This is a genomic window from Marinobacter koreensis (assembly GCF_023156285.1).
GTDB lineage: Bacteria > Pseudomonadota > Gammaproteobacteria > Pseudomonadales > Oleiphilaceae > Marinobacter > Marinobacter koreensis.
This window is the reverse complement of sequence record NZ_JAKZAJ010000007.1, coordinates 161,220-185,928: the sequence shown is the minus strand read 5'-3', so window position 1 is coordinate 185,928 and position 24,709 is coordinate 161,220. Positions and strand designations below refer to the sequence as shown.

Sequence of the window (24,709 nt, the reverse complement as noted above, 5' to 3'; positions counted from 1 at the left end):
GCATTCTACAGCCCTCAGCCAAACTGTCAACGACCAATTTTCCTTTATTTCAAAACCCTTCGGTTTCCACCTATTCGGCTGCTCAAAAACCATTCAAATCCGCCGGTAAACCATCAGGCGCGGCGGATGGGAACCAGCGTTCGCCAACCGAACCAGTAGACGCGAACGCCCAACAGGACAAAGGCAATTACGGCGTACGCCATCATCTCTCCCACGTCACTTCGCGCCTGCCAAAGGAAATGGAGCCAGGCAAACACGAGCGCCAGATAGATCAGACGGTGTAACGGCTTCCAGCTCCGCCCCAATCGCTTCATCATCCCCCGGGTAGACGTGATGGCCAACGGGCACATGAGCAAAAGGGCAATGGTGCCGAAGACAATATAGGGACGCTTGGTAAACGCAACCCAAAGGTCTTCCCAGCCAATGACGAACTGGAGAAAGGCCAGCAGGTGCAACACAGCATAGAAGAACGCAAACAACCCGAGCATTCTGCGAACACGGATCCAGATTGGCGATCCTGTCCAACGCGAAAGCGGCGTCATGAACAGGGTCACCAGCAAACACTGAAAAGCCAACAGGCCCAGCCTTTCCGTTAGTCGCTCACCGGGGTCCGGACCAAGCCGTCCACCGAATGCATCCATTACCAGTAACGCAAACGGGAGCAAGGCCCCGACAAACACTAGCAACCGGAACAACGGCATCCGCAGCCTTGACATCAAGCGTCCCTCAACGGATCAGTAATACTTCTTCAGGTCCATCCCCTTGTACAGGTGCGCCACCTGCTCCCCGTACCCGTTGAATTTACGGGTATCGATCCAGTTGGTAGAGAGAAGACTGGAAGGCAACCGACGCTCCCGCTTCTGACTCCAACGCGGATGGTCTACCTCTGGATTCACGTTGGAGTAGAAGCCGTACTCCTGCGGCGCAATCATATTCCAGCTCGTTTCCGGCTGGGTCTCCTGAAAACGGATTCGAACAATAGACTTGATACTCTTGAAACCATACTTCCAGGGAACCACCAGACGCATGGGTGCACCATTCTGCTTGGGCAGGGCCTTCCCGTAGAGCCCGAAGGCCATGAAGCTCAGCTCGTTCATAGCCTCATCCATGCGCAACCCCTCTCTATAGGGCCAGTCGATGGTGCTGAAAACGGACCGCTGCCCACGCATATGCTCAGGATCCTGAAGCGTCTCGAAATAGACGTACTTCGCACGACTGTTAGGCTCGAAACGCTTGATCAGGTCAGCAAGGGGAATCCCGATCCAGGGAATCACCATGGACCAGGCCTCAACACAGCGAAGACGATAGATGCGCTCTTCGTAGTCAAGGGGCTTGACCAGATCGTCAATGGAATAGGTACCGGGCCTGTCACATTCGCCTTCCACCGTGACCGACCAGGGATCGACAACCATTTCCCCGGCGTAGCGGGAAGGGTCTTCCTTTCCGGTGCCGAATTCGTAGAAGTTGTTGTAGTGAGTCACGTCCCTGAAGGGCGTCTTTTCCTCGTCGGTGGAAAAGTCCGGCATGGGCGTAAACGGGAGGGATTGCCCCTGGACCGGGGCGGGCGCTGCTACACCAAAGCGAGGCAGGAGCGACCCTGCGACCGCCGTTGCAGCGAGCCCGGCCATGAACCGACGACGACTTCGGAAGACCGACTCCGGCGTAACCTCGGAATGGTTCAAAGCCCATGAAGGGCGTTTCTTGATCAACATTGGAAAGCCTCCGATCACCAGATCTCAAAGGTGTTGACCGGACACTCCCGAAAACGTGCCCGGGCCCGACCGAATCGGGCCCGACCGGGTGGGACCCTCAGGTGCGACGGGGCTTGCCCCGGAAAAGCGCCCTGACAGGGCCGGACAACGCGTACAGAAGGAACACAGTAAACAATACGGTAGCCGGGTCCAGGGCGATCACCACAAACATCAGGACCACCAGCAGAATGGCCGCGAATGGCACCCTTCCCCGAAGATCGAGATCCTTGAAGCTTCGGTAAAAGATGTTACTGACCATCAGCACGCCGGTACCTCCGACAACCACAACCGTGAGCATGGTCAGCCAGGTTGAAGGCTCAAAAAGGTGGAAGCACCAGACCAGACCTGCGACACAGGCGGCGGCAGAGGGGCTGGGAAGGCCCACGAAGAACTTCTTGTCCACGGAGCCGATCTGCGTGTTGAACCGCGCGAGGCGCAATGCCGCCCCGGCCACATAGATAAACGTAATGGCCCAGCCAAATTTCCCGAGACCATTGAGCGACCAGAAAAAGGCAACAAGGCCCGGCGCCACACCAAAGGCCACCATGTCCGCCAGGCTGTCGTATTCTTCACCAAATTTGCTCTGGGTATTGGTCATCCGTGCAACCCGGCCATCCAGACCATCGAGGATCATGGAGACGAACACCGCTATGGCAGCGTTATCGAACACGCCGTTTGCCGCCGAGACAATGGCGTAGAACCCGGAAAACAGGGAAGCGGTGGTAAGCGCATTGGGCAGAAGGTAGATCCCCTTGCGCCGAACCGGCGCACCCTCGACCAGCTCTTCTTCGACAACTTCGCCGGAATCGACCTCGGATTCCGTTGCCCTCACCTCTTCTTCCTGGGCTTTCGCTTCCGTCCCAGTGGATTTTTTCTGTTCAGTCATTCCTCATTCACTCCGGAAAGCATATGGGCGGAGTATATACGAAAAACGCGGCCACCCGGGCCGCGTTTTCAGAACTGTGCCGGGAACCCGGATCAGTTCTTGTCCTTATCCACGATCTTGTTGGCTGTGATCCACGGCATCATGGAACGCAGCTTCTCACCAACCACTTCGATCTGGTGAGCCGCATTGTCACGACGGCGCGCCGTCATGGACGGGTAGTTCAGGCTGCCTTCCGAGATGAACATCTTCGCGTATTCACCGCTCTGGATGCGCTTCAGTGCGTTGCGCATGGCTTCGCGGGACTGCTCGTTGATGATCTCCGGACCAGTCACATACTCACCATACTCCGCGTTGTTGGAGATGGAGTAGTTCATGTTGGCGATGCCGCCCTCGTACATCAGGTCCACGATCAGCTTGAGCTCGTGCAGACACTCGAAGTAGGCCATTTCCGGCGCATAACCGGCCTCTACCAAGGTCTCGAAGCCGGCCTTGACCAGCTCAACGGTACCGCCACACAGCACGGCCTGCTCGCCGAACAGATCGGTTTCGGTCTCATCCTTGAAGCTGGTTTCGATAATGCCGGTACGGCCGCCGCCGATACCGCTGGCGTAGGACAGAGCCAGGTTCTTGGCGTTACCGGAAGCGTCCTGGAAGATGGCGATCAGATCCGGGATACCACCGCCGTTCGCGAACTCGGTGCGAACGGTGTGGCCCGGCGCCTTCGGAGCGACCATGATCACGTCCAGATCCTTGCGCGGAACGATCTGGTTGTAGTGGATGGCGAAACCGTGGGCGAATGCCAGGGTGGCACCCTGCTTCAGGTTCGGCTCGATCTCGGCCTTGTACAACTGGGCCTGGTACTCGTCCGGAGTCAGAACCATGACCACGTCGGCAGCGGCAACCGCAGACGGTACGTCGCTGGTCTTCAGGCCGTAGGCTTCGGCCTTGGCGATGGAGGACGAGCCCGGACGCAGACCGACGGTCACGTCGACACCGGATTCTTTCAGGTTGCACGCGTGGGCGTGGCCCTGGGATCCGAAACCGATGATGGCAACTTTCTTGCCCTGGATGATGGAAAGATCGCAATCCTTATCGTAATAAACCTGCATGAGAAACCTCTTTTATTGGTAATGGCCCCTCAGGGCCATGATGTTCAAAGTATTGATGGGAGCCGTTACAGACTGAGCACCTTTTCACCACGGGCAATACCGGAGACGCCGGTACGAACAACTTCCAGGACACCCGCCGTACCCACGGCCTGAATAAAGCCGTCCAGCTTATCGCTGTCGCCCGCCAGCTGAACGGTATAAACCGAGCTGGTGACATCCACGATCTGGCCCCGGAAAATATCCACCGTACGCTTGATCTCGGCGCGCTGGGAACCGGTTGCCTTCAATTTCACCAGCATCAGTTCCCGTTCGATGTGCGCGCCTTCGGTCAGATCCACCAGCTTCACCACCTCGATCAGCTTGTTGAGCTGTTTGGTGATCTGCTCGATGACCTTGTCAGACCCGGTGGTCGTTACCGTCAGACGGGACAGGGTCTCGTCTTCAGTCGGCGCCACTGTCAGTGTCTCGATGTTGTAGTTGCGCTGTGAGAAAAGACCAACGACCCGCGACAATGCCCCCGGCTCGTTTTCCAGCAAAACAGAAATGATTCGACGCATGATCACACCCTCTCCGTCTTGCTGAGCCACATATCCTTCATGGAGCCGCGGGCGACCTGCATCGGATACACATGCTCGAAACGATCAACGAGGATATCGACAAACACCAGCTTGTCTTTCATTGCCAGCACTTCCTTGAGCTTGGGTTCAAGATCCTCTTTCTTTTCGATGCGCACGCCGACGTGCCCGTACGCCTCCGCCAGCTTGATGAAGTCCGGCAGGGATTCCATGTAAGACTGGGAGTGACGGGACTCGTAGTTCATATCCTGCCACTGTTTCACCATGCCCAGAGCCTGGTTGTTCAGGTTGATGATCTTGACCGGCAGATTGTACTGCTTGCAGGTAGACAGCTCCTGAATGTTCATCTGGATACTGCCCTCGCCGGTAATGCACAAAACCTCGTCGTCCGGGTGGGTCAGCTTGATCCCCATCGCAGCAGGCAAACCGAAACCCATGGTGCCCAGACCGCCGGAATTGATCCAGCGATTGGGCTTGTCGAACTTGTAGTATTGAGCGGCAAACATCTGGTGCTGACCGACATCGGAGCTGACGAACGCCTCGCCATTGGTCAGCTTGCACAGCAACTCGATGACTTCCTGAGGCTTGATGACGTCGGGGCTGGTCTCGTAGCGCATGCCATGGAATGCCCGCCATTCGTCAATCTGTTTCCACCAGGATCCCAGGGCATCGGCATCCGGCCGGGCCTTGCTCTCCTTCACCAGCGAAAGCATCTCCTTGAGGACCGCATCAACAGGACCAACAATCGGCACGTCGGCTTCAACCGTCTTGGAGATCGAGGCCGGATCAATGTCGATATGGATGATCCGGGCGCCCGGACAGAATTTCTCGGTCGCATTGGTCACACGATCATCAAACCGGGCGCCCACACAGAGAATCAGATCCGAGTGGTGCATGGCCATATTTGCTTCGTAGGTCCCGTGCATACCCAGCCAACCCAGATGCTGCTTGTCGGAAGCCGGATAGCAGCCAATTCCCATCAGGGTGTTGGTGATCGGGTATCCCAACATCCGGGTCAGTTCGGTGAGCTGATCGGAGGCCTTGCCAAGAATGACGCCACCCCCGGCATAAATCACCGGACGCTTGGCGGCAAGCATCATGTCGACCGCTTTCTTGATCTGGCCTGCGTGGCCACGAATGGCCGGATTGTAGGAGCGCAGCTTGACCTTCTTGGGATACGAATATTCGTAGCGCTCGTTGGGCGTGGTCATATCCTTCGGGATATCCACCACCACGGGGCCCGGCCGGCCGGTAGCGGCAATATAGTAGGCCTTGCGAATGATCTCGGGGATCTCTTCGGGATGCCGCACGGAGAGGTTATGCTTCACGACCGGGCGGGACACGCCGATCATATCGGTTTCCTGGAAGGCATCCTCACCAATGAGATGAGACGCAACCTGACCGCACAAGACCACCATGGGGATGGAATCCATGAACGCGGTGGCAATGCCGGTGATGGTGTTGGTGGCTCCAGGACCCGAGGTCACCAGTACGGTACCTGGTTTTCCGGTTGCCCGGGCATAACCGTCGGCCATGTGGACCGCGGCCTGCTCGTGCCGAACCAGAATATGCTTGACTTTGTCCTGCCTGAACAGCGCATCGTATATGTGCAGCGCTGCACCACCCGGATAGCCGTATATGTATTCGATGCCTTCATCCTGAAGGGACCGGATCAGCATATCGGCGCCAGACAATAACTCCACGATTTTCTACCCTCTTCTACGAGTGAATGAGCCGGGTTTCGCCCCGGGTGCCTGGATTCACGGTCTCCCTGCTTCTTGTGAAAGCGGAACCGGCTTGCTCCTCCACACCTGCAAAATAAGAGGTTGTCTCCTGGCCAGCCGCTCTCCTGAGGGTTGCGGAGAACGGCCAATCAACGGGTTGCACGTAAGCAACAACCAGCACACGTCGGGACCCGACGCGTTTAGTGTGGTGATTAACGGGGGATACTCGTTCGGGATTGCCTGCCGAATTAACCCCAGTTTCAGGCAATCGCCAATTCTGACAGCGCGAAACTCCCTGTCAATAGGCGCCAGACGTAAATCTGCCCATAATCGCCGAGCTTTGCCATACTGGAGGAATCCGATGTCGGAGATTTGAACCAGACGAAGGAAAATCCGACTCGGAGATGGCATGATAGCCAAGAGACATTACCCGAATCACCGGTGCCAGCGTCTGGACCGGGAGTTGTATAAGGCGACGGATATATCCATGAACAGAAAAATCCTGATGTTGACCCTGTTAATGGCCGCAGTACCGGGCATCTCCCATGGCGGCTCCGTGTACAAATGGACCGACGAAAACGGCGTCACGCACTTTGGCGACCAACAGCCCAATGGCAGAAAGTCCGAACAGGTCAACGTCCGCGTGGGAACCGGCTCGGCCAAGCCGGCCGATCAGGCAACGCCACAGGAAAAGATGAAGGATCTTGAGGACAAGCAGAAAACCCGAACGCTGACTCAAAAGGAAAAGGCACAAGAGGAAGCCCGCCGGAAGCAGCGGGAGGCCAATTGTGCGACCGCGCGCAGCAACCTGGACATCATCGACAGCAAGGCGCGGATCCGGGTCGAGGAAAACGGCGAGTCCCGCTATCTCTCGCCTGAGGAAATTGCCCAGCAGCGGCAGAAGTATGAGGAAATCGCCGCTGAAAATTGCGGCCCGGAAAAAGCCCAGTAAAAAGAAAATGGGGTCAGATGAACGTTTCATCTGACCCCGGATTCAAGCTCAGGCTTTGTCGAAAACCAGGGTATGATCCTTCACCGTACCCCGGATTGTGTCGCCCGGCGCGAACTCACCCTGCAACAGTTTCTGCGCCAGCGGGTTCTCGATGTTTCTCTGAATTGCCCGCTTCAGGGGGCGCGCACCGTAAACCGGGTCGTACCCGACTTCCGCCAGCAGATCCATCGCGGCATCATCCAGCTCCAGCTTCATATCCTGTTCCTTCAACCGCTTGCTGAGGGACTCGATCTGGATACTCGCGATGCCACGAATCTGGTCCTCGGCCAGCGGGTGGAAGACCACCACTTCGTCCACACGGTTGATGAACTCCGGACGGAAGTGTGTACCGACCACTTCCATAACGGCGTTCTTCATGGACTCGTAGTTCTCTTCACCAGCCTTCTGCTGGATGATGTCTGACCCCAGGTTCGAGGTCATGACAATTACGGTGTTCCGGAAGTCGACTGTCCGCCCCTGCCCGTCGGTCAGGCGACCGTCCTCGAGCACCTGAAGCAGAATATTGAAGACATCCGGATGCGCCTTCTCGACCTCGTCCAGCAGGAGCACGGAATAGGGGCGACGGCGCACCGCCTCGGTCAGGTAACCACCCTCTTCATACCCGACATAGCCGGGAGGCGCCCCGATGAGCCGGGCCACGGAATGCTTCTCCATGAACTCCGACATATCGATGCGGACCATGGCTTCCTCGGTGTCGAACAGGAACGACGCCAGGGACTTACAGAGCTCGGTTTTACCCACACCCGTCGGGCCGAGGAACAGGAAGGAACCGTTGGGCCGGTTCGGATCCGACAGCCCCGCGCGAGAGCGGCGCACCGCATTGGAAACCGCTTCCACCGCCTCGTCCTGGCCAATAACCCGATCATGGAGTGCCTCTTCCATGCGCATGAGCTTGTCGCGCTCGCCCTCCAGCATCTTGGACACGGGGATACCGGTCCACTTGGAGACGATCTCGGCAATCTCCTCATCGGTCACCCGGTTGCGCAGGAGTTTCATTTCCATCATCTCGGCCTGGCTGGCCATATCCAGCTGACGCTCCAGCTCCGGAATCTTGCCGTACTGCAGCTCGGACATCTTGCCCAGATCACCGGAGCGACGGGCGTTTTCCAGATCGATCCGGGCCTGCTCCAGCTGACTCTTGATCTTCTGGGAGCCGTGGAGAGCCGCTTTCTCGGTGTTCCAGACCTCCTCCAGATCGGCGTATTCCCGCTCAACGCCAGCAATGACACCGGACAGCTCTTCCAGTCGCTTCTTGGAGGCCGCGTCGGTTTCCTTCTTCAGCGCTTCCCGTTCAATCTTCAGCTGGATCAGACGCCGCTCCAGACGATCAAGTGCCTCCGGCTTGGAGTCCATCTCCATGCGAATCTGACTGGCGGCCTCATCAACCAGATCAATGGCCTTGTCCGGCAGTTGCCGGTCGGCGATGTAACGGTGCGACAGTTTGGCAGCAGCAATGATGGCGCCGTCGGTGACTTCCACCCCGTGGTGAACTTCGTAGCGCTCTTTCAGGCCCCGGAGGATGGCAATCGTGTCTTCCTCACTGGGTTCACTGACCAGGACTTTCTGGAACCGACGCTCCAGCGCCGCATCCTTCTCGATATTCTCCCGGTACTCGTCGAGCGTGGTCGCACCCACACAATGCAACTCGCCTCGGGCCAGGGCCGGCTTGAGCATATTCCCGGCATCCATCGAACCTTCGGCCTTTCCGGCACCCACCATGGTGTGAATCTCGTCGATGAACAGGATGATCTGCCCTTCCTGCTTCGACAGCTCATTGAGCACCGCTTTCAGGCGCTCCTCGAATTCACCCCGAAATTTGGCACCGGCAATCAAAGCGCCCATGTCCAGGGACAGTACCTTTTTGTCTTTCAGACCATCCGGCACTTCCCCATTCACAATCCGCTGGGCCAGACCCTCTACGATGGCGGTCTTGCCCACGCCCGGCTCACCGATCAGTACCGGATTGTTCTTGCGACGGCGCTGCAGCACCTGGATCGTACGACGGATTTCGTCATCACGGCCGATAACCGGGTCCAGCTTGCCTTCCTCGGCCCGCTCAGTCAGGTCGATCGTATACTTGGACAGGGCCTGGCGGTTTTCCTCTGCTCCGGCGTCGTCCACGGTCTCACCACCACGGATCTCTTCGATGGCCTTTTCGAGGGCCGCCTTATCCACGCCCTGCTCCCGAAGGACTCGACCGAGGGTTCCGCGATCCTCCAAAGCCGCCAGCAGCATCAGTTCGCTGGAGACAAACTGGTCCTTGCGCTTCTGTGCCAACTTGTCAGCAATATTGAATAGCCGGCCCATGTCGTTGGACATTGACACGTCACCGGCTGACCCCTGCACTTCCGGCAGATTTTCGATCTCGCGGGCAATGGCCTGGCGAACCCGACCGGGCTCTGCCCCTGCCTGCTTCAGCAGGGGTTTGATGGAACTGCCCTGCTGGTCCAGCAAAGCCTGCATCAGGTGCACCGGCTCAATGAAATTGTGATCCTTGCCGACCGCAAGCGACTGTGCGTCGGCCAGAGCCGCCTGCAATTTGCTCGTGAGCTTGTCGATTCTCATAGATTCTTGTCCCCGATTCGTAACTGGATACCTGGCGAACCCGCTCCGGGTTCAACGTATCCGAATTGCTTTGACTTTAAATGTAGGGGCTAAGAAGGGGACTTCAAGAAGGGTGGCAACGATTTCGTCAGAAATTTGACGGTGATCAGTTCATTCCATCCAGATCAACGTTGCCATACGACCGGTCTGCCCATCCCGACGATACGAAAAGAACCAGTCCCGATCACGGACTGTACAAAGGCTGCCGCCGGAAATAATCTCGACGCCCCGCCGCTGCAGTCGTCGACGGGCCAACTCATAGAGGTCTGCCAGATAGTGGCCGGGACGCGCGCCCGTCCCGGAAAATGCCGCTTCGTCGTCGCCGTGCCGGGCCAAAAAGGCATCGCGAACGTCTGGCCCGACCTCGAAGCGTTTGGGCCCGATAGCCGGCCCCATCCAGGCCCGGAGGTCAGAAGGCGCGACTGCCATCGCGTCAACGAGGTTCTCCAGGACGCCACTGCAGAGACTTCGCCAGCCCCCGTGAGCGGCGCCCACAACGCTTCCCTTCCGGTCCGTGAGCAGCACCGGGAGACAATCGGCCGTGAGAATGACGCACGCAACTCCGGGCACGCGCGTAAAGCTGGCATCCGCATCCGGACACTCCGCCAGGTTGGCTGGCGTCAACTCCACCACCCGATTCCCATGGACCTGGTTCAACCAACCGAACTGATCACACCCGAGCCCGGTAAACCGGGCCAGAAGCTGCCGGTTCTCGTTCACATGCTCGGGATTGTCGCCCACATGGACTCCCAGATTCAGGGAATTCCACGGTGGCTGACTGACGCCACCCTGGCGGGTCGTGCAGAGAGCGTGCACGTTCTCCGGGCCCGACCAGTCCGGACGCAGAACCGTCTGTTCAGAAATCATGACTTTCCAGTTCCCGTCGGTGCTGTCGCAGGGCCTCCATCAGGTGTTCCATATCATCAGGCAGAGGCACTTCCCAGGTCAGGATCTCGCCGGTTTCAGGATGTTCCAGGGTCAACTGCCGGGCATGGAGCGCCTGACGCTGGAATCCGGCGAGCACCTCGCGCAAGGACTCGGTGGTTCCTTTGGGCAGTCGCATACGGCCCCCGTAGAGCGGATCCCCCACCAGTGGATGCTTGACGTGCGCCATGTGTACACGGATCTGGTGAGTGCGGCCGCTCTCAAGTTTGCAACGAATGTGGGTGTGGGCGGCAAACCGTTCAACCAGCCGGTAATGCGTGACCGCGGGCTTGCCACTGGACACCACCGCCATTTTCTTTCGCTCTCTCGGATGACGCCCGATCGGGGCATCCACGGTAGCCCCGCCAGTGAGGGTGCCGACCACGACGGCATCGTACTCCCGGCCCATGGTACGGGTCTGCAACTGATCCACCAGTGAGGTGTGGGCGATCAGACTACGGGCGACAACCATGATACCGGAGGTGTCCTTGTCCAGCCGGTGAACAATGCCGGCCCTTGGAAGGTTTTCAACCTCGGGCGCGTAATTGAGCACGGCATTGACCAGGGTTCCGGCGGCATGACCGGCGGCCGGATGGACCACCAGCCCGGCCGGTTTGTTGATCACCAGGAGGTGTTCATCCTCGTAGACCAGATCCAGTTCGATATCCTGGGCTTCCCAGCTCACCTGAACCTCGGGCTCCGCTTCCAGCTCGATGACATCATCCATCATGACTTTGTCGCGGGGTTTGCGTTTCTGGCCGTTGACGATGAGCGCTCCCTCCTTGATCCAGGTCTGCAGCCGCGAGCGCGAATGCTCCGGCATCAGCTCAGCCACAGCCTGATCGAGGCGGCGATCACTGAGTTCGGGAGGAACGACAAATCGGGCGGTAATTCGGTTCTCGGATGACATCAAGCCCCCAGGGCCGGTGTGTTACGTTTCGGTCAGATTTCGGCAATCGATTGAGACTGCCTCTGCACATGCGGTGTCTTCCCCGCTACAATGGCGGTCCTCGACACATTTTTCGACATTATACGGGATTCCGGCATGAGATCAGTTGTTCGTTTGCTGCTGCTGTCCACCCTGGTGGTGATGATCAGCGCCTGCGCCACCAACAAGCAGGAGGAGGTGCTGCCGGAAAAGACCTATTATGATAATGCCCGGGAGGCCATGAACTCGGGTAACTTCAACGAGGCCGAAAAAAATCTCGACGCCCTGGAAACCTATTACCCCTTCGGCCGCTACGCCGAACAGGCGCAACTGGACGTGATCTATGCCCGGTACCAGAATCTGGATCTTGAGGGCGCCCGCGCTGCAGCCGACCGGTTCCTCCGCCTGAACCCACAGAGCGAGCATGCCGACTATGCGCTCTACATGCGAGGCCTCGCCTCCTACAACCTCGACATCGGACTGGCCCAACGCTACTTCCCGATCGACGTGGCGGCGCGAGATCCGGGCGAGCAAAACCAGGCCTTCCGCGATTTTTCCGAGCTGCTGAACCGCTACCCGGACAGTGAATACGCCGCCGATGCCCGTCAGCGTATGGTCGCAATCCGCAACCGGCTGGCCAAACTCGAAATTTTTGCCGCCCGCTATTACATCAAGCGGCAGGCCTACCTCGCGGCGAACAACCGGGCACGCTATGTGGTCGAGAACTATCCGACGTCACCGTCCGTGAAGGAAGCGCTGATCATCATGGCCGATACCTACCGGTTCCTCGGTCTGAAAAAAGGCGCCAGTGATGCCATCGCCCTGCTCAGGAAAAATTACCCGGACAGCGATGCGTTCAACGACAAGGGCGAGTTCGTAGCCGACGTCCTAAAGCGGGAGAACCGCTCCCTCACCAACGTTGTCACCTTCGGCCTGATGGGCGACGAGTCGCAGTAGGCTCACGCCCGAATTCATACCGGGCACCCGCCGGGGTCAGAGGAAGATTTCATCTGACCCCGAACATCAGCTACTTCCCACTCTTCCAGGCGTTGGTGATCGGATACCGCCGATCCTTGCCAAATCCACGCTCGGTGATTCTCACGCCGATCGGCGCCTGGCGTCGCTTGTACTCGTTGAGATCAACCAGCCGGACCGCCCTCTCCACATCGGCCCGATCAAACCCTTCTGCGATGATCGCTTCGGCGCTAAAATCCCGCTCCACGTATAGATTCAGGATCTGGTCGAGCACATCGTAGCCCGGCAGGCTGTCCTCGTCTTTCTGGTCCGGCGCCAGCTCAGCCGAAGGCGGACGGGTGATCACCCGCTCGGGGATGACGGGAGACTGGCTGTTGCGATAGTTTGCCAACCGGAAGACCAATGTTTTGGGCACATCCTTGAGCACATCAAAGCCACCGGCCATGTCCCCGTATAGCGTAGAGTAGCCCACTGCCATCTCGCTCTTGTTGCCGGTGGTCAGCACCAGGGAGCCAAATTTGTTCGACAGGGACATCAGCAGGACTCCCCTCAAACGTGCCTGAAGATTCTCTTCGGTGGTGTCCGGCCGGGTACCTTCAAAGGGTTCGGCGAGCGCTTCCATGAACGCATCGTACATGGGCTCGATCGAGAAGACGTCGTATTGTACGTCCAGCTGTTTTGCTTCGGCTTCGGCGTCTTCCAGGCTCATACTGGAGGTGTACCGGAATGGCATCATGACCGCACGTACCCGTTCCTTGCCAAGGGCGTCCACCGCCACCGCAAGGGTCACGGCCGAGTCAATCCCTCCGGAAAGACCCAGCACCACTGACCGGAACCCGTTCTTGTTGACGTAGTCCCGGACCCCCATCACCAGCGCCCGATAGACATTCTCTTCCAGGGAGGGTTCCGCGGGCAGCGGCTGGGACACTGGCTGACAGTGGTGCTCCCAGAGGAATTCCACTGGGTACAGGCCCTCGGAGAACTGGGGAGCCTCGACCGCCAGCACACCGGAATGATCGTAGACCATGGAACCGCCGTCGAAGACCAGTTCGTCCTGCCCACCCACCAGGTTGACGTAGACGATACTGACCGAATTTTCCCGGGCCTTGCGCTCCAGCAGGGCCTTGCGACGGGCCTGTTTGTCGATGTCGTAGGGCGAGGCATTGAGGTTGAGAACGAGACGCGCGCCGGCCGCCGCACAATCCTCCACCGGCCCGTCCTTCCAGATATCCTCGCACACGGTAATGCCGACAGGCACGCCGCGAATGTCCAGCATCAGGACCTCGGAACCTTCCGCGAAATAGCGTTTTTCGTCGAAGACCTGGTAATTGGGCGGAAAACGCTTGAAATACCGACCGATGATCTCGCCACCCTCGATCACCACCGCACTGTTGAACAACAATCCGTTATGGCGCAGAGGCACGCCGATCACAATAGCCGCTCCCAGCCGGGCCTCCTTCAGGGATTCCATCGCTTCGGCGACGCGCACGTCCAGACTCGGGCGGAGCAACAGATCCTCCGGCGGATAGCCGGTGATACAGAGTTCGGGAAACACCACGATGTCAGCCTGATGCTCACGGATCGCGCGCTGCGTCGACTCTATGACCAATTGGGTGTTGCCGGGAATATCGCCAACGAGGAAATCCAGTTGGGCCATGATGACCCGCAATTTGCGAGCGGTCGACGGGGAAACGGAAGAGCTCCCGGAGGAGGGCATAGATCGGCTCCTGTAACTCATTGCCATGAAAAGGCTATTATAACCACGGGACAGGGGGATTTCCTCTGGTCAACCAACGATGAAAGGCAAACATGACAGTCCACAATCCCGTCAACACCGGCGCATTTCCTTCCCCCGCGCTGCTGCAACAGGCCAAGCTGTTCCGAATCTACAATCACTACCGGCTGGTTATCAGCCTGATGTTGGCCGGCCTGCTCTTTGTCGACCCGGGCACGTTTGACGCCCGGTTCCGCTGGCAGGATTACTATCAGGCCGGTGTCGTTTCCTACCTGGCCCTGAACGGATTCTTTGCACTAATTCTGATGGCCGGCTTTCAGGTCAGCCAGCGCCACATTACCCTGTCCATCCTGCTCGACATCCTGATCATTCATGGCCTCCTGCTTACCAGCACCGGTATCACCAACGGCCTTGCCAACCTGGTGATTGTGTCCGTGGCGGCGGGCAACATCCTGACGCCAAGCCGCCTCGGCATCTTTTACGCTGCGCTCGCCGCCATCTGCTCCCTGGGAATTTCCGGGTGGGCGGTCCTCTCTCTGAACGGCCATGCGGATGACATTGTCCGGGCTGGCTCCCTTGGCATCCTTTACTTCGCCGCCGCCTTCGTACTCCAGAACATTTCCCGGCGCATGATTCGAAGCGAAGCCCTGGCGAATTCCCGCGCCCGAAGCATTGCAGAGCTCGAACAGATCAATCGTCAGATCATCCAGCGGATGAGAACCGGTATCCTGGTGCTGGACCGTTACGGCCAGGTTCGCCTGGCCAACGCCGCTGCGGAAGAACTTCTGTTCGGCACCACCAGTGCGGATACGGACCTGCCCCGCTCACGTACCCTGCCCCAACCGCTCAAACTGGGCCTTGATGCCTGGCTGAAAGATCCACGAATGCGGGTAGCGCCGTTCCAGTCTGCGCCCACCTCTCCACTCCTGCAGGCGAACTTCACACAGCTGGACCAGGAACGGGGCGATCACATTCTGGTGTTTATCGAGGACATGAGCAAAGTAACCCAGCAGGCACAGCAGATGAAACTGGCCTCACTGGGACGCCTCACCGCCGGCATTGCCCATGAGATCCGCAATCCACTCGGGGCCATCAGCCATGCAGCACAACTGATGGAGGAGTCCCCACACCTTGATGACGGTGACAAGCAGATGCTGGATATTATCCGGCGCCATTCAAAACGGGTGAACGGCATTATCGAGAATGTCCTGGACCTCTCCAGGCGCAAGACCGCCGACGCCGAACTGGTGGATCTGCCCATCTGGCTACAGGAGTTTCGCAGGGATTATCTGCAGACCCAGGACGAGCAGGCCGGCCCCTCGTCCATCGAACTGGAAATCGACCCGGACCTGCCTGCCGCGCGCTTTGACAAGAGCCAGATCGAGCAGGTGCTGGTCAACCTTTGCGACAATGGTCTGAGGTACAGTGAACAGCAGACCGGCTCGCGGAAGCTGTCGCTGCATGCCGGGTCCACCGAGGACCGCCAAAGGGCCTACCTGGATGTCCGCGACTTCGGGCCGGGCATTGCCCCCGAAGACCGGAGTTCGGTATTCGAGCCGTTTTTTACCACGGACAAAAGCGGGACCGGACTCGGCCTTTATCTGGCCAGGGAACTGTGCGAGGCTAATCAGGCCCACCTGTCCCTGGTCGAGGATGGACACCAAGGCTGCTGTTTCCGAATTACGTTTGCACATCCCGGGCGGATGATCTGATTTTCGGGCCCGAACACGGGCGGGCGTCTGAAACACGACATGGAACCGATTAGAGACAATGACAACCCACACTGCACTGATCGTTGATGACGAACCGGATATCCGGGATCTTCTGGAAATCACCCTGACCCGCATGGGCATCGAGACATTGACGGCGCCGGACCTCGCCTCCGCCCGCGTTCTGCTCGAAAAACACCGGCCTCATCTCTGCCTGACCGACATGAACCTGCCGGACGGCAACGGCATCGACCTGGTGGGCTGGATACAGCAACACCTGCCCGCAACGCCGGTTGCGGTGATCACGGCTTACGGCAACATGGACACGGCCATCGAATCCCTGAAGGCGGGCGCCTTCGACTTCGTCTCCAAGCCAGTCGAACTGCCTCGTTTGCGGGAATTGGTAAACAGTGCACTCAGACTTTCCGAGCCACAAAAAGAAGATGAAGAATCCCGGGACGAACCCGGCCTGTTGCTGGGCAACTCTCCCGAGATCCGGAAACTCCGTAACCAGACCCGGAAACTGGCCCGCAGCCAGGCGCCGGTGTTCATCAGCGGCGAGTCGGGGAGCGGTAAGGAACTGGTTGCCCGCATGATCCATTTGCAGGGGCCTCGCCGGGGTGGGCCTTTCATTGCGGTTAACTGTGGCGCCATCCCCTCGGAGCTGATGGAGAGTGAGTTCTTCGGTCACAAGAAGGGCAGCTTCACCGGTGCAGTCGAGAACAAGGCCGGGCTGTTCCGCTCGGCTGACGGCGGCACCCTGTTCCTTGACGAAGTGGCCGATCTGCCACTGGCTATGCAAGTGAAACTGCTCCGCGCCATTCAGGAGAAAGCCGTTCGACCGGTGGGCGACACAAAGGAAGTTCCGGTGGACATCCGGGTCCTGAGTGCCACCCACAAGAATCTTCCCGAACTGGTTCAGGAGGGCAGTTTTCGACAGGACCTCTTCTACCGGATCAACGTTATCGAACTCGCCGTTCCGCCCTTACGGGCGCGCCCGGACGACATTCCCCTGTTGGCGGATCACATCCTGGGGCGTATCGCCCGGGAATACGAGTGCGATCCGGCCACCCTGACCGCCGCGGCTATTGAACGCCTCAAACACTACGACTTCCCGGGCAACGTCCGGGAACTGGAGAATATCCTCGAACGGGCATTCACCCTGTGTGACGATGACCGTATCGATGCGGAAGACCTGCATCTTGGCAACGGAGTAGTGCCCACTCCCTCAGGCCAGCCCACAGTCGCGCCTGGCGATGCCGGAGAGCCCGACGGCGCGCCGGTACCAGAGGGTGAGATTGACCTCGAAGGCTATCTGGAATCCATCGAACGACAGGCCATCGAGAAGGCACTGGAGGCTACACGGTGGAACAAGACAGCCGCAGCCAAGCGCTTGGGCATCAGTTTCCGGGCACTACGATATAGGCTGAAGAAGCTGGGGATGGAGTAAGCATTCCCTCGCCGGGATTGAGAAACCGGTTCCGGAGTAGGGTTCCGCAATAATGTAGGATGATCCGCGGTCTGTGGCAGGAAGCCAAGACTAACCGATGCAGAATTGACAAGGACCGTTCGTATGACTGCTTCAAAATCGAAGGCAGGTTTTACCCTGCTTGAATTATTGATTGTTATTTGTATTGTCGCCTTGCTGGCAGGCTTTGCCTCACCTTTATGGACTGAACTCTCCGAATCTAGCTCTCACCGACAAGTCGTCAACAGCACGCACAGAATGTTTGCAACGGCTCGTTCGTACGCGGTAACTCACCATACTCTTATTACCATTTGCCCACTATCTCCGAAACAAACTTGCACCGATCAATGGAACAACCTCATTTCAATCTTCCCGGACCAAGACAACGATAAACAACCGGACGACTCGAGAGTACTTCATGTATTTGATCTGAGCAGTCAAAACACGAGCGTGACCTCCAGAACAGCCGGCAGGGGATATTTTCAGATCGCGCCCAGCGGCATGAGCCATGGAACGATGGGAAGCCTTATTGTTTGTACTACCGCTGACAAACAGTCTTTTTTAATGACGTACTTGGCGCTGAATATTGGGGGGCGCCTACGAAGTATCAGAGATGACGACGACAATGGCGTCATCCGCTTGCCTTGGGGAACAAAGATCCACTGCCCCAAAACGTGAACGGAGTCACAGCCTGAAAGACTAGATACCGTTCATTCCCTCTCTTCTACCGCTTATCTATAACCACATGCTCGGGGTTGCAGCATTTGATTAAATACCATTAAGTTTGCGGGCGAGAGACAGTATGTTCAGAAAAAATTCCGGATTCACCATTATTGAGCTTCTTATTACGCTCGTGGTTTTAGCGATCGTTGCTGCAGTAGCTATTCCTGGATTCGGGAGGCTTATCGATGGCAATCGATTGGTGACCAGCACCAACCTTTTGATGTCATCCATCAGGTTTGCCAGGACCGAAGCGATCAAGCGAGGCACCACAGTCACATTCAGCACCGACGGTGGACTAGCGACTGGCTGGTGCGTTCACTCTGGAGATGCTTCAGGCGACTGTACCAACAACCAGATTCGATCATTTTCTTCTCCGTCAAATGTAACCTTTACCTCTTCGACAACAGACCTCGTCTTTGATCGTCGCGGTTTTCTGGTGCCACAAACTTCGCAAAATTTCACCATTGCCCCCAACAATTGCGCATCCGGAGAACCCAACCTTCGGAGAATACGCGTCAGTCCTGTTGGACGAACTGAAATAGACGATGAGGCCTGCCCATGATTCTGCAGAAGCCCGAGGCCGTCCGGATGGCCTCAATTTTCCATAAACAAGGTGGACTGGGCCTTATTGAAATCCTGGTAACCGTACTTGTACTCGGCATTGGCATCCTTGGCGTGGCATCAACCCAAGTTGTTTCGCTCAAGATGAATGCGCAATCCCAGAGCCGCAGCCAAGCAGTGCTTTTGGCAGATGACATGCTGGATCGTATCAGAGCCAACCCTTCCAATGTCGGTAGCTATGCGCTAACAAATGGTTCAGCTCAGGGCGCCGATAATGGGCAATGTGATACGTCATTTTCTCCAAACAACGGAAGTGTTGCCGCAGATGACATTGCAGCCTGGGACAATAGTCTTGCATGCCTGTTACCCGCAGCTGAACGGACGATTGCGGTCAACGGAAACACAATAACCATTACCATAGACTGGGATCAGGATGATCAATCAATGAATCCGGTCGTCGTAACGACTCAGATATAGGGGGCAGGATTTTGAATATTTTTAAGAAGTTATCAATGCCCACTATGTCGAAGCAACATGGCCTCTCACTAATAGAGCTGATAATAGCGCTTGCTCTGGGATTGTTGTTGACACTAGGTGTTACCCAAATCTATCTCAGCGGGAACCAGACGTACAGACAAACCGAGAGTCTGGCGCGTGCTCAGGAGAGCGCTCGTTTCGTCTCCGCAATTATTCAACCAGATCTTCGATCCGCAGGGAGCTTTGGCTGTTTGGCCCAAATGGGACGTCCATTTGACCAAGTGGTAGACAACAGGCTCAACGGTGGTCTTCCGATCCCCATAACCCAGGCGGTCCAAGGCTGGGAATTTAACAACACGGGCCCCGGAGATACGCTTGCCTTATCTTCGACGCCGTCCACACCGGCGGCCAACAAATGGTCCTCTGGAACCGTGGGCACAGCATTGCCTGCATCACTGACCGGCTCGGTCTTATCCAACTCCGACGTACTGATCATTAACTCCCTTGCCCCGATCAGTGTTCCAGTGAACGCTACCAATCCTCAAAATGGCAATAGCATTAATCTTTCAAGTAACTCAGGCCTGCCGGCGAATCGAGTAGTATTAGCGACTCTCGGAGATTGTTCGGAAGGAGAGCTGTTCCAGAAAAGCAACAACGCAAACTCCAGCTCCATTACTATGGCCGGAGGCAATATTTCTCCCGGTAACAATGGCAACAATTTTAACCTCAACTACGACGCTCAAACTCGCGTTTATGAATTCACGTCGACCGCCTTCTACATTGGCACTGGGACGAATGGCGAGCCAGCCCTTTTTCGACGACTGATGGTCCCTCTGCAAACTCCTCAAGAACTGGTTTCCGGGGTGGAGTCACTGCAGTTTCTTTACGGAGTCAACACATCGGGAAATGAAGCCGCAGATAGCTATCTGCCAGCCGACCAGGTTCAAAATTGGGACAGAGTAGTAAGCGTGAGGTTTTCGGTTATGACCAGAGGTCGTGATGAGGTACTTGAGGCCGCGAATAGCCGGAGCTTTGACATGCTCGGAAGTGAGGTATCTCAAGGCAACAACGGCGATCGCAGGGTTCGCCTTGTGACCGTGGGAACGACCGCAATAAGAGGGAGAATGCAGTGAAAAAGCATCAACTCACATCACCGCGTTTACCTGAATCCAATCCGCCTGCCCGCCAACACGGAGCTACGCTAATCGTCGCTCTGGTTATGCTGCTCCTGATTTCTCTGCTTGCTGTTGGCGGAATGCAAGGCTCTATTCTTCAAGAACGAATGGCTAGCAACACACAGGATGGCGCCATGTCATTTCAGGCGGCTGAAGCAGGTTTGCGCCAGGCCGAAGCCGACCTAATCAACACTCTTGCAACCAGACAGACTGCTTTTAACACCACACTCATTACCCAGCCGTGGAATTGGGATGGTAGCTCACCAACGCCCTCAGGCACCGGAAGCGCTGGAACACATGTAAGTGCTCAGCCAGTCTATCATCAGGCGAGATTGGCAGATGTATGCCCCATTGAACCCGGACAGCCCTGCTTCGAGCGTTTCGAAGTAACTTCTCGCGGCCAGGGCGGCAGCACAACCGCTGTGAGCATCCTTCAGTCAACTGTCCTGTTACCGCCCGAGTAATCGATGGTTACCGTATTCAGTATTCAGCATTCTGATGTTAAAGAATTGAGACTCCGCCGGGAGATATGGTCATGAATAAACTGCTCAGAAAAACCTATAAAAATATCAAAATGTCAAAGCTCGCAGCTTTTACAGTAGGCCTCGCCTTGTCACTCGGCACGAGCCAAGCGGCTTTTGCTCAAGTTAATATCGCTTCTGTTCCACTTTTCCTGAAGGAATCGGTCGACCCGAACCTAATGTTTGTATTCGATGACTCAGGGTCAATGGCGTGGCGATTCATGCCTGACAGTCTCAACGGAGAATCTTACGGGTATTGGTACTACTCCAGTTACGTTAATAAAATTTACTACGACCCGACTGTGACCTATCTCCCCCCGTATAAGCCCGACGGAAGCGGACGGTACCCCAACTCTGATTATTATGATGCCTGGGTCAACGGCTTCGATCACTCTGATGGTAAGGATAACCTAAGCACTTATATTCGATTCGACTCGATTGGCTCTATTGAGGAAGGCTTTTATATGGACTTCAAGGGCACCTCAGGCTGTATCGCCAATCCCAAACAAAACAGTTGCTACACGACGGTACTGCTGAACAATGCGAGCGCAGCGGTCAAGCAGAATTACGCCAACTGGTTTTCTTACTACAGCACTCGGGACAAGGCCGCCAAGTCCGGCATAACGGAGGCTTTTTTCGATCTTCCGGAAAATATACGGCTGGGATACGGTGCAATTAACGTCAACAACAATACCATCGATGGTGTATCAAACACCGATACGATTGTCAGTGGAGTCCGTCCCTACACAAGCTCTAGGCGCCAGCAGTTCCTCAATTGGTTACAAACCAAATATATCAACGGCGGCACGCCCTTGAGAACGGCACTCAAAGATGTAGGGAAATATTACTCCCGGTCAGATAATCGGGGACCTTGGGGCGAAACGCCAGGTACAAACGACACTACTGCGCACATAGAGTGTCGCCAAAGCTTCTCCATTCTCATGACTGACGGCATCTGGAATGGAAGCAACCCAAATGTCGGAAATGTTGACAGCGTATCAGGGCCATCCCACACAAATCCTGATCCGAATGGACAAGACTTCCGCTATTCGGCAGTTTCGCCATTTTCAGACAAACACTCGAACACACTCGCAGATGTCGCCATGCAATATTGGAAAAACGATCTGCGGACCGACTTGGCGGATAAGGTTCCAACCGATGGTAGCGACCCCGCATTCTGGCAGCATATGACAACCTTCACTATCGGTCTCGGAGTTCAGGGTAGCGTCTCGCCAACTGATGCGCTTAATGCAATAAAAACAGGTGACCAGATTAACTGGCCGGAACCCGACGATGATCGCAGTCCTGAGAACATCGACGATCTTCTGCACGCCGCAATAAATGGTCGGGGAGGATTCGCAAGCGCTCAAAACCCGCAGGATTTTTCACAACAAATCCAAGGCTTTTTGGGCGATGTCATCGCTCGCTCCCAAACGTCCGCATCCTCAGCAGCAGTTAGTTCCGCCGTTTTGAGGACCGAGTCACTTGGATTTTTCGCTGGCTTTAGAAGTGAAGACTGGTCGGGAACATTAATGGGATACAGTTTTGATCAAGGAAAAGAGATCTGGAATGCGGAAACGAAACTGGCCAATACGGCTCCCGCCGATCGTACTTTAATCACCTTTAATCAATCGGAAGGCGTAAAGCTTAAGTTCGCAAGTAGTGGCTCTCTTTCAAACCTTTCCACTGCACAACAAGATGCGTTGAATGCAGATCCGACACTATCCTCTTCCCAGGATAACCTCGGGTATCAGAGGCTGGCATGGCTCCATGGCGACACGAACGCCAATACAGCGTTCCGTTCCCGGAAAACCAAAGACAAGTCCGGTGCGTCAGTGACGCGGTTGCTTGGCGACATTATCAATGCGAATCCCCAGTTCGTTGGCAAAACGAACTATGGCTTCGCAAGATTACCCGGTACCGAGGGCAGCTCTTATGGCTCATTCAGGTCCACGACAGATTACCAAAACCGCATTGACGCTCTCTACGTTCCAGCCAACGATGGAATTCTTCACGTCTTCAATAGCGAAACCGGTTCGGAACTTTTCGGCTACATACCTGGTGAGCTTTTGCTTCCCAGAGGGTCCAACACTTATGCCAGAATCTCTGAACTGATGAAACCATCCTACAGTCACAAGTACTTTATGGACGGAACACCGCGAGTTCAGGACGCTTACATTGATAAAGACGGCAATGGTTCCCCAGAATGGCGAACCATTCTGGTCGGCACTATGGGTGCTGGAGGAAGGACCGTTTTTGCACTTGACGTGACAGACCCCGGTTCCTTCTCACCCGCAGATGATGTTCTCTGGGAGTTCACAAACAATAACCTTGGCTATGGAGTTTCCGAACCTCAGATCGCCCGACTGGAAAACGGCCAGTGGGTCGCGATTTTCGGAAATGGCTACAACGGAGCAAGCAATCAATCCAGTCTGTTTGTAGTTGATCTTGCTGACGGATCCCTGGTTAAAGAGATCCAGACCGGCACCGGATCGTCGACCAGTCCTAATGGACTGGCTGCTCCAACGATTACTAGCTTTCCAGAAACTGATGCAATCACCCGGTATGCCTATGCAGGTGATTTACTGGGTAATGTCTGGCGTTTCGATCTGACGGGAACGAAAAATAATAATAACTGGTCCGCAACAAAAGTATTTTCTGCAACCTCACCAAACGGAGACACCCAGCCCATAACGGTAGCCCCACGCGTAGCCCTGAACCCTTCGGCGAATGATGAACTTGTAATAGCCTTCGGCACAGGCAGCTTTATGCGAAGTGGAGACGAGGGAGACTACGGAATTCAGAGTCTCTATGCTATTCAGGATGACCTCTCGGCATCCAATCTCGACAGAGGCGACCTGTTAGAGCAGACAATCACCAAACAAGAAGATATTACTGTCAACAAAGCCTCGGGCAATGGAACCAATAGTTTTACAGTGAGACAAACTTCAAGTAACAAACTCACCAAGGAATCCGGCTGGTATCTGGATCTTGTCTACAGCAACTACAAAGAAGGGGAGCGGGTCATTAGCCGAGCAACCTTCCCCTTCGGAGTCAATCCAGACCGGGTACGTTTTACAAGCGTCATTCCGGACGATGATCCCTGTGGCAGTGGCAGGACTGGTTTCATCATGGATTTGAAGCTGTCGTCTGGGGAACCATCAGACACACCTACCTTCGATTTAAATAGTGACGGAATTTTCAACTCGGGAGATATTACTGGAGGTTACGCTCCAAGCGGGATTCAACAAGGCTATGGCGGCGAAAATCGAACAATCGCGACCGGCAACGGGGACGCAGAAGTTCTGATCCCAGGCCTGGATCCAACCAAATTGAATGGTGGAAATCCATGTGAAGATGGACTTTGCACCCGGTCACTGGATTCCAATATTGGCCGACAGACATGGGAGCAGCTCCGCTAAGGAGCTGCTTCAGTGCAATTATAAGCGATCGTTATTTTCATATTGGAGTTGCATTATGGCGTTATTCTCTATGATCCATCGATATTCAGTTGCACATATTGCCTTCTCAGCACTGCTATTGATCTCGATATTAAATACGCCTTCACTGCGTGCTGAGGAACGCCCTGACTCGGAGATCACCTCGCTAACGCCGGGACAGACTTACGTGGGAACCGTTAACTCCGTGAACCAGGATCAATCTTTACTGATCATAGATGATCAGGCATTTGTTCTGAACAGAGTTGTCCATTTTGAGGGTAGCAGCTGGTCCAGAGAGCAAGTTTTATTGCGCCTGAAACCTGGCAGCACGGTCAGTATCGTGGTAGGTGAAATTGTTGATGAGAGCCGTGGAGCGCGTTCCGTCAGCAGCATTAAGGTTAAAAAGGACTAA

At 56.1% G+C, this 24,709-nt stretch carries 21 protein-coding genes; 11 read left to right on the top strand and 10 right to left on the bottom strand.

Annotated elements, in window-relative coordinates; all coding sequences use genetic code 11:
* Positions 1–113: 113 nt before the first annotated feature.
* The 6 genes from MLD04_RS17590 to MLD04_RS17565 form a co-directional block, all read right to left on the bottom strand.
* The gene (locus MLD04_RS17590; protein ID WP_248160701.1) at positions 114–716 is read right to left on the bottom strand and encodes a protein-methionine-sulfoxide reductase heme-binding subunit MsrQ; all 603 of its coding nucleotides are present in this window, start codon (positions 714–716) and stop codon (positions 114–116) included.
* An 18-nt stretch (positions 717–734) separates the two neighbouring features.
* Positions 735–1,712: a protein-methionine-sulfoxide reductase catalytic subunit MsrP gene (gene msrP, locus MLD04_RS17585; RefSeq protein ID WP_248160700.1), complete on the bottom strand. Its 978-nt coding sequence runs from the start codon at positions 1,710–1,712 to the stop codon at positions 735–737.
* Between the two features lie 97 nt (positions 1,713–1,809).
* Positions 1,810–2,637, bottom strand: coding sequence for a CDP-diacylglycerol--serine O-phosphatidyltransferase (pssA, locus tag MLD04_RS17580; RefSeq protein WP_008940825.1), 828 nt, complete (start codon positions 2,635–2,637; stop codon positions 1,810–1,812).
* Positions 2,638–2,729: 92 nt separating this feature from the next.
* Positions 2,730–3,746, bottom strand: coding sequence for a ketol-acid reductoisomerase (gene ilvC, locus MLD04_RS17575; protein ID WP_008940824.1), 1,017 nt, complete (start codon positions 3,744–3,746; stop codon positions 2,730–2,732).
* A gap of 65 nt (positions 3,747–3,811) precedes the next feature.
* Positions 3,812–4,303 (bottom strand): acetolactate synthase small subunit, encoded by a 492-nt coding sequence (ilvN, locus tag MLD04_RS17570; protein ID WP_008940823.1) that lies wholly within the window; start codon positions 4,301–4,303, stop codon positions 3,812–3,814.
* Between the two features lie 2 nt (positions 4,304–4,305).
* Positions 4,306–6,024 (bottom strand): acetolactate synthase 3 large subunit, encoded by a 1,719-nt coding sequence (locus tag MLD04_RS17565; protein ID WP_248160697.1) that lies wholly within the window; start codon positions 6,022–6,024, stop codon positions 4,306–4,308.
* 508 nt (positions 6,025–6,532) lie between these two features.
* Here MLD04_RS17565 and MLD04_RS17560 point away from each other — a divergent pair.
* The gene (locus MLD04_RS17560; RefSeq protein WP_008940821.1) at positions 6,533–6,997 is read left to right on the top strand and encodes a DUF4124 domain-containing protein; all 465 of its coding nucleotides are present in this window, start codon (positions 6,533–6,535) and stop codon (positions 6,995–6,997) included.
* A gap of 48 nt (positions 6,998–7,045) precedes the next feature.
* Here the strand turns inward: MLD04_RS17560 and clpB are convergent, their stop codons facing one another.
* From clpB to rluD, 3 genes are all read right to left on the bottom strand, one after another.
* A complete protein-coding gene (gene clpB, locus MLD04_RS17555) occupies positions 7,046–9,622 on the bottom strand; it encodes an ATP-dependent chaperone ClpB (RefSeq protein WP_248160696.1) in 2,577 nt (858 codons plus the stop codon).
* A gap of 150 nt (positions 9,623–9,772) precedes the next feature.
* Positions 9,773–10,528 carry a peptidoglycan editing factor PgeF gene (gene pgeF, locus MLD04_RS17550; RefSeq protein WP_248160695.1) on the bottom strand — a complete coding sequence of 252 codons (756 nt, stop codon included), beginning with the start codon at positions 10,526–10,528 and terminating at the stop codon, positions 9,773–9,775.
* Entirely contained in the window at positions 10,518–11,495 is a 978-nt protein-coding gene (gene rluD, locus MLD04_RS17545) for a 23S rRNA pseudouridine(1911/1915/1917) synthase RluD (RefSeq protein ID WP_248160694.1), read from the bottom strand. Before rluD ends, pgeF begins: the two co-directional genes overlap by 11 nt.
* 135 nt (positions 11,496–11,630) lie before the next feature.
* Between rluD and MLD04_RS17540 the strand changes: the two genes are divergently transcribed.
* Positions 11,631–12,470: an outer membrane protein assembly factor BamD gene (locus MLD04_RS17540; RefSeq protein WP_248160693.1), complete on the top strand. Its 840-nt coding sequence runs from the start codon at positions 11,631–11,633 to the stop codon at positions 12,468–12,470.
* A gap of 70 nt (positions 12,471–12,540) precedes the next feature.
* Here the strand turns inward: MLD04_RS17540 and MLD04_RS17535 are convergent, their stop codons facing one another.
* Entirely contained in the window at positions 12,541–14,205 is a 1,665-nt protein-coding gene (locus MLD04_RS17535; protein WP_248160690.1) for an NAD+ synthase, read from the bottom strand.
* 92 nt (positions 14,206–14,297) lie between these two features.
* Between MLD04_RS17535 and MLD04_RS17530 the strand changes: the two genes are divergently transcribed.
* The 9 genes from MLD04_RS17530 (at position 14,298) to MLD04_RS17490 (ending at position 24,709) form a co-directional block, all read left to right on the top strand.
* Positions 14,298–15,935, top strand: a complete 1,638-nt coding sequence (locus MLD04_RS17530; RefSeq protein WP_248160689.1) for a sensor histidine kinase — start codon at positions 14,298–14,300, stop codon at positions 15,933–15,935.
* A 58-nt stretch (positions 15,936–15,993) separates the two neighbouring features.
* Positions 15,994–17,382 (top strand): sigma-54-dependent transcriptional regulator, encoded by a 1,389-nt coding sequence (locus tag MLD04_RS17525; protein WP_248160688.1) that lies wholly within the window; start codon positions 15,994–15,996, stop codon positions 17,380–17,382.
* 123 nt (positions 17,383–17,505) lie between these two features.
* The gene (locus MLD04_RS17520; protein WP_248160687.1) at positions 17,506–18,078 is read left to right on the top strand and encodes a GspH/FimT family pseudopilin; all 573 of its coding nucleotides are present in this window, start codon (positions 17,506–17,508) and stop codon (positions 18,076–18,078) included.
* 124 nt (positions 18,079–18,202) lie between these two features.
* Entirely contained in the window at positions 18,203–18,685 is a 483-nt protein-coding gene (locus tag MLD04_RS17515; RefSeq protein WP_248160686.1) for a GspH/FimT family pseudopilin, read from the top strand.
* Positions 18,682–19,161, top strand: a complete 480-nt coding sequence (gene pilV, locus MLD04_RS17510) for a type IV pilus modification protein PilV (protein ID WP_248160685.1) — start codon at positions 18,682–18,684, stop codon at positions 19,159–19,161. Before MLD04_RS17515 ends, pilV begins: the two co-directional genes overlap by 4 nt.
* A gap of 11 nt (positions 19,162–19,172) precedes the next feature.
* Entirely contained in the window at positions 19,173–20,294 is a 1,122-nt protein-coding gene (locus tag MLD04_RS17505; protein WP_248160684.1) for a PilW family protein, read from the top strand.
* Positions 20,291–20,800, top strand: coding sequence for a pilus assembly PilX family protein (locus tag MLD04_RS17500; protein WP_248160683.1), 510 nt, complete (start codon positions 20,291–20,293; stop codon positions 20,798–20,800). Before MLD04_RS17505 ends, MLD04_RS17500 begins: the two co-directional genes overlap by 4 nt.
* 71 nt (positions 20,801–20,871) lie before the next feature.
* The gene (locus MLD04_RS17495; protein ID WP_248160682.1) at positions 20,872–24,279 is read left to right on the top strand and encodes a pilus assembly protein; all 3,408 of its coding nucleotides are present in this window, start codon (positions 20,872–20,874) and stop codon (positions 24,277–24,279) included.
* Between the two features lie 55 nt (positions 24,280–24,334).
* Positions 24,335–24,709: a hypothetical protein gene (locus tag MLD04_RS17490; RefSeq protein WP_248160681.1), complete on the top strand. Its 375-nt coding sequence runs from the start codon at positions 24,335–24,337 to the stop codon at positions 24,707–24,709.